At 45.4% G+C, this 9676-nt stretch carries 13 protein-coding genes; all 13 read left to right on the top strand.

Annotated features, from left to right (window positions below):
- A partial coding sequence (locus Q0Y54_RS09195) for a hypothetical protein (protein ID WP_297966658.1) occupies positions 1 to 255 on the top strand: 255 nt, incomplete at its 5' end.
- Positions 255 to 3185 carry a phage tail tape measure protein gene (locus tag Q0Y54_RS09200; protein WP_297966661.1) on the top strand — a complete coding sequence of 977 codons (2931 nt, stop codon included), beginning with the start codon at positions 255 to 257 and terminating at the stop codon, positions 3183 to 3185. The genes Q0Y54_RS09195 and Q0Y54_RS09200, both read left to right, overlap by 1 nt.
- Positions 3178 to 3381 (top strand): tail protein X, encoded by a 204-nt coding sequence (locus tag Q0Y54_RS09205; protein WP_297966664.1) that lies wholly within the window; start codon positions 3178 to 3180, stop codon positions 3379 to 3381. The genes Q0Y54_RS09200 and Q0Y54_RS09205 overlap by 8 nt, the downstream gene beginning before the upstream one ends.
- Positions 3382 to 3385: 4 nt before the next feature.
- Entirely contained in the window at positions 3386 to 4474 is a 1089-nt protein-coding gene (locus Q0Y54_RS09210) for a phage late control D family protein (RefSeq protein WP_297966667.1), read from the top strand.
- Entirely contained in the window at positions 4464 to 4892 is a 429-nt protein-coding gene (locus Q0Y54_RS09215; RefSeq protein WP_297966670.1) for a hypothetical protein, read from the top strand. The genes Q0Y54_RS09210 and Q0Y54_RS09215 overlap by 11 nt, the downstream gene beginning before the upstream one ends.
- Before the next feature lie 11 nt (positions 4893 to 4903).
- Positions 4904 to 5194: a PAAR domain-containing protein gene (locus Q0Y54_RS09220; RefSeq protein WP_296730837.1), complete on the top strand. Its 291-nt coding sequence runs from the start codon at positions 4904 to 4906 to the stop codon at positions 5192 to 5194.
- 68 nt (positions 5195 to 5262) lie between these two features.
- Entirely contained in the window at positions 5263 to 5697 is a 435-nt protein-coding gene (locus tag Q0Y54_RS09225; RefSeq protein WP_297966674.1) for a phage tail protein, read from the top strand.
- 93 nt (positions 5698 to 5790) lie between these two features.
- A complete protein-coding gene (locus Q0Y54_RS09230; protein ID WP_297966678.1) occupies positions 5791 to 6108 on the top strand; it encodes a hypothetical protein in 318 nt (105 codons plus the stop codon).
- Positions 6095 to 7210 carry a baseplate J/gp47 family protein gene (locus Q0Y54_RS09235; RefSeq protein WP_297966680.1) on the top strand — a complete coding sequence of 372 codons (1116 nt, stop codon included), beginning with the start codon at positions 6095 to 6097 and terminating at the stop codon, positions 7208 to 7210. The genes Q0Y54_RS09230 and Q0Y54_RS09235 overlap by 14 nt, the downstream gene beginning before the upstream one ends.
- On the top strand, positions 7203 to 7940 hold the full coding sequence (locus tag Q0Y54_RS09240) for a phage tail protein (RefSeq protein ID WP_297966683.1): 738 nt from the start codon (positions 7203 to 7205) through the stop codon (positions 7938 to 7940). The genes Q0Y54_RS09235 and Q0Y54_RS09240 overlap by 8 nt, the downstream gene beginning before the upstream one ends.
- A 2-nt stretch (positions 7941 to 7942) precedes the next feature.
- Positions 7943 to 8989, top strand: coding sequence for a phage tail protein (locus tag Q0Y54_RS09245; protein WP_297966686.1), 1047 nt, complete (start codon positions 7943 to 7945; stop codon positions 8987 to 8989).
- Between the two features lie 13 nt (positions 8990 to 9002).
- Positions 9003 to 9410, top strand: coding sequence for a hypothetical protein (locus tag Q0Y54_RS09250; protein WP_297966689.1), 408 nt, complete (start codon positions 9003 to 9005; stop codon positions 9408 to 9410).
- 101 nt (positions 9411 to 9511) lie between these two features.
- Positions 9512 to 9664 carry a hypothetical protein gene (locus Q0Y54_RS09255; RefSeq protein ID WP_297966693.1) on the top strand — a complete coding sequence of 51 codons (153 nt, stop codon included), beginning with the start codon at positions 9512 to 9514 and terminating at the stop codon, positions 9662 to 9664.
- The last annotated feature ends 12 nt before the right edge of the window (positions 9665 to 9676 follow it).

The raw sequence follows: 9676 nt of genomic DNA on the forward strand, positions 1-9676 counted from the left end.
CGTTGGACTCTTCAAGGAGTTTGTGATTTAGTCGACAACACTCATCCCATTCGTATATATCACAATAAGGCCTTTCATCACAGTTCATACAATCTTTATAATGCGGGTGTTCGGTCATACCGATTAAACATGCACGATACGGATTTGGATCATTGCGGATTAGATGTCTTTGCCAAGCAGTACACATTACAAACACCACCTTTTAATTTTATTATACCATGGGAGGAGACTGATGAAAAGTGGCCAACAGGATAATGGAAATGGCGATACGTTTAAAAGGTCAGCTGGATGCCTCACTTCCTGCTTCTTTTCGTGCGGTTATGAATAGTGCCGCTGAAATAGGGAAAAAATACAATAGTCTTAGTATGAATATGCAGAATTTACAGGCTATTGAAAACAAATTAAGTCTGGAATCGAAAAATCTATCTCAAGCATTGGCACAGCAACAAGGAATAGAAAAAATAATGGAGAGGTTTAGGGCATTAAAACTGGCTAGTAGAGAAACAACTCACGCGTTTGAACAGGCTAAAGCAAAAACTGCACAGTTAGCCGCAGAATTTAGACAGTCACAAGCTGCAACAGATGAATGGAAATCAAAGCTAGACCAAGCAAAATCGACACTGCAATCAATGAAAGCAATTTTACCGACTGATAAAGTAAGATTGCTCAAATCAGAAATTAAGAGCCTAAATGCCGCATATCGTGAAAGTGCTGCAGCTACCAAAGCCGCAGACCAGGCATTTAATAAATCCAAGGCTAATGCAGAGTCCTTAAAGGGTACTTTATCAAGTCAGCAGACAGAACTATATCAGCTTCGAGGTGTACTTCAACAGGCCAAAATATCTACATCTGACTATGCCAGAAGCTATACAAATTTAAAAAATAGGATTACTGAAACTAATCGGGCACTAAATAATAATGAGCAGGCAATGCGTCAGGTTAAGGCTCAGCAAGAAGCAAATAAAAGAAGAAATGACGCTATGGCGAATTTATATAACGCTCAAGGCAATTTTTCAGCTGGATTAGATGCTGCTGAAACGATTATGAGCCCCTTTGTGGGGTCTATAAAAATAGCAGCAGATTTTGAAGAGGCCATGTCTAAAGTGAAGGCCATCACCAGGGCGAATGGGGATGAATTTACCGCTTTGCAGGAAAAAGCCAGGGAGCTGGGTAGAACAACTAAATTTACCGCTACCCAATCGGCGGAAGCTATGACCTATCTTGGTATGGCTGGTTGGAAAACCAATCAGATATTGGCCGGTATGCCTGCTATGTTGGCTCTGGCAACTGCAAGTGGTACGGATTTAGCCAGAACGGCAGATATATTATCCGATGATTTATCAGCATTTGGGCTGTCAGCTGATCAGGCAGCACACATGGCAGATGTATTCTCATATACTGCAGCAAATGCCAATACAACCGTAGAAATGATTGGTGAAACCATGAAATATGCCGCCCCTGTAGCAAGAGGATATGGTGCAACAATGGAAGAGACAGCCGCATTAACTGCTCTTATGGCCAATGCAGGCGTAAAAGCCAGTCAGGCCGGTACATCTCTTAGAGCGGGGTTCTTGAGATTGGCTGGGCCTCCCAGGATGGCGTCTAAAGCTCTTGAAGAAATGGGAATTTCCCTATCTGATGCTACAAGAGAACAGGAAGAGGCGCGAGCAACCTTGCAATCATTAGGCATAGATATGGATAGCTTCAGCGGTAGTCCGGCCCATAAGATGGTGGCAATAATAACCGAATTAAAGAACAAAACGGCAGATATGGCAGACGAGCAAAAGCTAGCGGCCCTATCTGCTATTTTTGGTACTAATGCAGCTACAGGCTGGTTAAATGTTCTAAATGCGGGTCCGGAGGTTTTTGATGATTTTGTAAATAATCTTGAAAATTGCGATGGTCATGCCGAAGAAACATCCCGAATAATGCAAGAAAATCTTGCAGGCGCAGTAACGAAGTTTAAATCCGCATTTGAAGGAGCTGGAGAAGCAATAGGCAAGAAGTTCCTGCCGTATCTTACTCCATTAATAGAATATGCTGCGAAAGCAGCCGAGCGTTTTGGTACATGGGCAGATGAAAATCCAAGCTTAATGGTAACACTTGGAGCTATTGCAGCTGCTATATCGGCCATTATAGTGGGTGCAACAAGCATGGCGTTAGTATTTGCTGGTTTTTCTTTTGTAACAGCCCAACTAACAGCAATGAAAGTTGCCATTACAGGTCTGGAAATCTCTACAAAGCTGGTTAGTGCAGCTACAAAAATATGGACCGGTGCTCAATGGCTTTTAAATGCGGCTCTTAACGCTAACCCAATCGGATTGGTAATTATTGGAATAGCAGCATTAATAGCTATAATTTATGTTCTCAAGGAAAATTGGGAAATCGTTGTTGAATACATGACAGCCATGTGGGAGTCACCTATAGCAGCCTTAGTGGCGTTTATCGCTGGACCTATTGGTTGGCTTATATACACCGCTTCGGCTGTAATTGCCAACTGGGAATCCTTGCAGACATGGTTTGAATTGTTATGGAATAAGCCATCGGAAGCTATAGACCAGTTTGTTGGTTTTGTTGTAGACAAATTACAGAGCCTTTTAAACAAGGCCAAAGAATATGGCGCAAAAATAGCTGAAGCTCTTAGCTTTGGAATATTTAGTACTGAAGGCGGTGGAGGCAACGATGTAAGTCACAATGCCCAGGGCGGTATCTACAACAAGGGCGCGTTCCTTACCACCTTTGCGGAGGATAGCCCTGAGGCGGCTATACCTCTTGACGGGTCCCGCCGTGCATTGTCACTTTGGCAGCAGGCTGGGCAGATGCTGGGCGTTCTTCCACCGATACCAGCTGATTATCAGAATACCGGGGCGGCTGTTTCCTCTATGCCGACTATATTGCGGAACACTGAAATGGTTATTCCTTCGATACCGGCCGTTTCCCAAAATACCGGGGCGGCTATTCCAAGGCCGGTATCCCGTCCGGTGGCCATGGAGCCACCAAGGAGCAGACAGGATATTAAAATGGAATTTGCCCCTACCATTAATATCAATGGTGGTGGCAATGCTTCTGATGTCGGGTCAATTGTTAAAGCGGCACTGCGAGAACAATATGAGCAGTTTATGGCTGATTTGCCAAGGCTGTTTGAGGAAATGCAGTCCAATAAAAGGCGGTTGAGCTATGAGTAAGACATACACAACAATTCAGGGAGATATGTGGGATTTAATTGCTTACAAGGTATACGGTAATGAGACATACATGACCAATTTGCTGGAGGCCAATGAGCAATACAAGGACATATCCATATTTCCTGCCGGGGTTGTTTTGGCCTGCCCGGATATTCAGGCCAAAAGGTCACGTATAGCCCCACCATGGAAGGGGTGAGAATATGCCGGAGCTATTATCACGGAGAGCATGGCTGGCCGTAAAGTACACCAAAAAGGGCGAGACTGAGTCCAAGGATATATCCGAGGATTTGGCCAAGTATCTGATTTCTGTAGATTTTACTGACAACCTCTCTGATACAGTGGATGATTTGACCATAACCCTTGAAGATAGGGCCAAGCTATGGCAGGCTGACTGGTACCCGGACACTGGCTCAAAGCTGGATGTGACGGTTTACACCCTTAATAAGGAGAACCTTGACGAAGGGCAGAAGGATTATCACGTGGGTGAATTTGAGATTGACCAGATAGAGGTCACGGGTTCGCCCTCTACTGTCCAGATCAAGGCAGTATCCGTTGTTTCAGAGTCCACCTTGCGGGGCGTAAAGAAAAACCGCACTTGGGATACCATTTCGATTTGGAAATGCGCTGATGATATAGCCAAGGAGAATGATATATCCTGTGAATGGTACTGTACTGATAATCCAAACCTGGATCATGTGGAGCAGTCCGATGAAAGCGATTTGGAATTCTTACGCAAGGTAGTAAAGGATGCTGGTTTTTGTCTTAAAATTGCCACTGATAAAATAATCATCTTTGACGAAGAAAGCCAGGAAAAAGAAAAAGAAACCTTCACATTTTCCCGGCCCGGAGCGGAAAAAGAGGATAATCAGGAGGAGAATGAGCAGGAAAAAATTGAAAAGTTCCTTTCTTACAAGGCCGTGGCCAAGACCCGCGACACCTATAAAGCCTGCCATGTGAAATATAAGAAGGGCAAGGAAAAGAAGGTAATTGAAGCCACTTTTACAGCCCCGGATAAAACCGATGGTAAAACGCTGGAAATCAATGAGCAGGTGGAAAATGTTGCTGAGGCTGAACGACTGGCTCGAAAGAAGCTGAGGGAAAAGAACAAAGATGAAGTAACAGCCAGCTTTACTTTGTTGGGTGATCTGAATTATTCAGCTGGCTTACTGGTGAAGCTGGAGAATTTTGGCAAATTTGATGGCAAGTACATTATTACCAAGGCCAGCCACAAGCTGGGAGGCGGATATATAACCAGTCTGGATTTAAGGCGGTGTTTGGATGGATATTGATGAAAAGACCAAAAAGGCCCTGGAAAACCTAATTTTTACAGCCGTTGTCTGTGAGCAAAACGCAGCCAAAGGGACTGTAAAGGTTACCAGGGAAGATAAGGCGGACAAGGTATCAAATGACATGTTTGTGCTGCAGCGCGGCACTAAAGCCACCAAGGATTTTTGGATACCAGCTATAGGTGATGAGGTACTTTGTATTCAGGCCCCGAATTTCTCCGGGAAGGGAACTGGAGACGGCTTTATATTAGGAGCCATATACAGTTCTGTGGATGCACCAGTGGAAAATAATCCCGACGTTCGGAGCGTTCATTTTGCTGACGGCAGCTTTGTTAAATCTGATGGCGGCGGAAATATAGAGATTATGGCCACTGGAAATTTTATTGTTAATGCAACTAATATCTATCTCAATGAATTATAAGGGGTGATGTAATGCCAGCACAAACAAGAATAGGGGATGCGAACACCGGACATGATGCTTGCCCACCGATTACCCTTGCAACGGGTAGCCCAAATGTTTTTATCAATGGCATTCCAGCTGGACGGGTAGGGGATAGCTACAATCCTCATGGTTGTCCAGACCATCCACCTCACAGTGGAGTTATTGCCAGTGGGAGCAGCACCGTTTTTATCAATGGTATTCCAGCGGGGCGGATTGGTGACCCTGTATCATGTGGTGGGAGTGTGGCAGAGGGGAGCCCTAATGTTTTTGTAGGAGGCTGATAAAGTGGAGTGTCCAAGTCGGACACGCTCTTTGGGGCCTTAGTGCATTTTTAGGAGGCTGATAGAGAGTGTACATAGGTTATATGGGTGATGTTTCATTTGAAGTGTCGCCAAATCATTTATTAACTCCAACAAAGCTGTCCCAGGGAACTAGCTCCAGATGGCAGGAGCACGATTTAATTCTCAAAAAGCCTGTAAGTGAGTTTTTGGGCCCGGGATTAAAGCAGACATCCTTTGATATCGTATTGACCACCGCCTATGGCATTGAACCAGCGGATGAAATCAGTAAATTGATGGAGATGTGCGAAAAAGGTGAGGTTTTTCCGCTTATCATTGGCGAAAAGCCCGTAAGCGAAAATTATTGGCGTCTGGAAAGCGTAAATACTGGTGAAACCTTTTATGATCCTGAAGGCAAGCTGATACATGCTGTGGTAAGTGTGAGCCTAAAGGAATATGACGACAGCAATTACAAGGAAGAACAGGCACAGGCAGATTTGTCCTGAGTGGGCAGCTCCTGATAGGTCTATTACCAAAAATGGAAAAACCGGCCAGCCATGGTATATAAGGGCTGGCGCATTTTATGGAGGTGGTAGCTTATGGCGTACCTTGTCACGGCCAACAAAAAACCGGCCATTGACTTTACTCCTGATTCGGTAGTAAGTGAAGTGCTGCAAAATGTGCAGACGATACTCACTACCATCAAGGGTGAAATCCCGTTGGACAGAAGCTTTGGTATAAGTGGCAGTGTGGTTGATATGCCAATGCCCAGGGCCAAGGCTGTATGGAGTAATGAAATATTTACTCAGGTAAAAAAATACGAACCAAGGGCAAAAATTGAAAGGATAACCTTTGACGGGGAAATATCCGGCAAGCTTATCCCGACCGTGGAGGTGACCATTAGTGAAACTGGCTGATTTACCCAACATTGATTTTGTGAATGTCAATGCAGACGAGGTAGAGGCGGCACTCTTTGAAAGCTATACGAACATTACAGGGCGTACATTGGCGAAGGCTGATCCGATACGCCTTTTTATATTGTTTGTGGCTGATGTAATAGTGAAGATTCAGAACAACATTAACAATACCGGGAAAATGAATTTATTGAAGTACTCCACCGGTGATTATTTGGATAATCTGGCAGCTCTTTTAGGCGTGAAACGCATTGAAGCAAAGGCAGCTACTACCACAATACAGGCAACTTTATCAGCTGAGCGTGATGTCGAAACCATTATTCCAGCTGGTACCCGTGTAAGCGCGGGCGGAGATTTGTATTTTGCTACAGATGAAGCCCTGACAATAACAGTTGGTGCAACAACTGGAACTGTGGGAGCCACCTGCTTGACAATTGGAACAGCTGGTAACGACTTTCAGGCGGGGGAAATCTCCAACATTGTTGACCCAGTGGCCTTTGTGGCTGAAATGGTTAATACCACCAAGAGCGAGGGTGGCAGTGATGTGGAAAAAGATGATGCACTAAGACAGCGGGTTTTTGAGGCCCCAGAGGGCTTTTCTTGTGCAGGGCCAGCCGGGGCATATGCTTTTTTCACGAAGTCACTGAACAGCTCTATTGTGGATGTGTCTGTAAGCTCTCCGGAGCCAGGGGATGTTTTGGTGGTTCCATTGCTGTCAGGGGGCGGCATTCCTGAGACAGAGTTTTTGCAGGAAGTTGAAGAGGCTTTATCAGCTGATGATGTAAGACCTCTGACAGATAATTTGAGCGTTGAGGCTCCGACGGTGGTAGATTATGACATCACAGCCACCTACTACATTGAAAATGGCATAGATGCCACCACAGTACAGAATAATGTAAGCGAAGCTGTCAGCAGATTTGTTGAATGGGAGCAGTCGAAGCTGGGACGTGATGTTGTTCCTTCTAGACTCATTCAGTACATTATGGCAGTCAATGGCGTAAAGCGGGTGGAGGTAACAAGCCCGACTTACACAACCGTGGATACTACTGAGGTGGCCAAGGCAGAGAATATTTCAGTGACAATGGGAGGCGGTGAAGATGAATAGGAAGGATTATTGCATTGCTGAACGGCTCCCAGAGTCACTGAATCGGGATAATTTGTGTGAAGTGGCCCAGGTCATTGATGAACAGCTCCATGAGCTGGATGCATTAAATGAGCTGATATGCCTTTACCCGCGTATTGATGAATTGTCCAGTGAGCTGGTGGATGCGCTGGCCATACATTTTCATGTGGATTTTTATGATACCAGCTTAAGCCTGGACAAACGCCGGGCCCTGGTAAAAAACTCCATACGCTGGCACATGAAGAAGGGAACAAAGGCCGCTGTAGAAGAGCTGGTACAGACTGTTTTTGAAAGCGGTATTGTATCTGAGTGGTTTGAGTATGGGGGCGATCCTTATCGTTTTAAGGTAACAACAGTTGACACGATGCCATCAGATGAGGAAATAAATAGGCTTATTCAGGCCATAAATTCTGTAAAGAATATCCGGTCACACTTGGATGAAATAGGTTTTATTCGTTATCTGAATGCAGATTTGTGCTTCGGCGGTGTGCCTAACTTACATAAAAGAATCACAGTATCACCAGCAGAGCCAACAGACCAGACCTGGTCCAAACAGACTTATGTTGGTGGCGCAATGAGTCAGCATTTCCGTTATGATGTATCACCGGAACCACCAACCAACCATGAGGTACAGGATATTATGTACTTCGGTGGCGGTGTTTCCAGACATAAAAAGTTTACAGTAGCAATAGCTACAGAAATGGAGGAATGAACATGTCACAGTGGGCAGGCGGCGTTTTGACAGCCGCAGGACGAGCATTACAGGCAAAAGTAGAGGCGGGGACCACCGCACTGGTTCTCACAAAAATCAAACTGGGCGATGGCACAGAGAGTATGGATGCCGTGGACAACCTTACCGATTTGGTAGGGGCCAAGGCTGTATTGGGCATCAGCTCATCTGTAGCAGACGGAGACCATGCAACCATCACCGGTGTTGTACTTTCCACTCAGCTGCAGGCAGGCTTCTGGGCTAGAGAGTGGGGCCTCTTTGCAACAGATCCGGATGAGGGCGAAATCCTTTATATGATTACCATTGATGCACAGCCAGAATGGCTCCCAGCCAGCACAGCTGCAGCACAGGTATCTGCTACCTATGCAATGAATATTGCTGTAGCCAATGCAACCAATATCGAGGTACAGATTGACCCAGCAGGGCTGGTTGATGTCGAAATGCTGGATAGCTACATGGGCCTTGCAAAGCGCTCCACTGCATGTGTTCTTGGTGATACAGCCATGCTTGAAAACTTGCCAGCCATGTATTTTTTGGAGTGTACGACTGCCGGTACCACCGGGGCTACCGCACCAGTGATAACTCCACCAGTAGCAGAGGGCGATACCATCACTGACGGGAGTGCAGTGTGGACGGTGAGGAAAGGTGCGTCAAAGCATGACCTTTTATCATTTCTTCCATTGACAGGGGGCGGAGCATTGACTGGTCAAGCCCTTACATGGAATGGAGATGACCTTGGCGAAAGTGCTATTGTGGCAAAGTCAATGGGAAGTATAAATGGATATGTTAAAAACGCAAGCGGTGAACTAAGACAATGGGGAATAACGGGAGGTGTCAACGTGGGGGATACTAGGGTAGTAACCTTCCCTGTCTCATTTTATAGTATAACGACTTTTGGTCTTAGCATTGGTCCTGCCAATGGCACTGACTCGGATGCCTATACAATCAGCGATGTCACAAAAGACGGATTCTCAGTAACTGCAAAAAAGTACATCCCGTATGGCATAAAGTGGCTAGCTATTGGCAAATAAAGGAGGGAACATAATGGAAACAAAATATCTATGCAAATTTGACGCACAAGGCTATCGCCGTGCAACCTATTTATCCTGCGAATACACCGAAGAACAAAAGGCTGACATGATAGCCAAGGGCTTTGTGGAGATAGATGAGGATGAATGGAATTATTACGTAGGCAATCACGGCATGGGCGACAATGGCACTGGCTATATCCGTGTAGACGGCAAGCCAGTATCTGCACCGCCATACACACCGACCAAAGATGAGAAGCTGGCACGGCTTGAGTCTGAGTATCAGCAGGAAAAGGCCAAGCTTGAAGGCTATTTTAATACCGCATTATTAATGAACGATACCGAAACGCAGGAAGAGCTTAAAGCAGAGATGGCAGAACTTGCCGACTGGTATGCGGAAGAGAAAAAGGCAATCCTTGACTAAGCCTTGACTAAAAAACAAGCCACAAAATCAGTATCTATAGGGTTTAAGCTAATTTCCTTGACTAATTTATATTTTTTGTTGACTAAAAGGAGGCCACAATAATGGGCAGAATAGTAAAAGAACGGTGTCCGCATTGTAACAAAGTCATGAGAAATGACGGGACGGCAGACAATCCGAAGTGGGTATGCAATAACCCGACGTGTATTGAGTATGTACCACCGAAGGAAGAAGAGGCAGGAGGCACCAAGGAATGAAGAAATTAATAT

The sequence above is a fragment of the uncultured Anaerovibrio sp. genome, from assembly GCF_947302755.1.
Lineage (GTDB): Bacteria > Bacillota > Negativicutes > Selenomonadales > Selenomonadaceae > Anaerovibrio.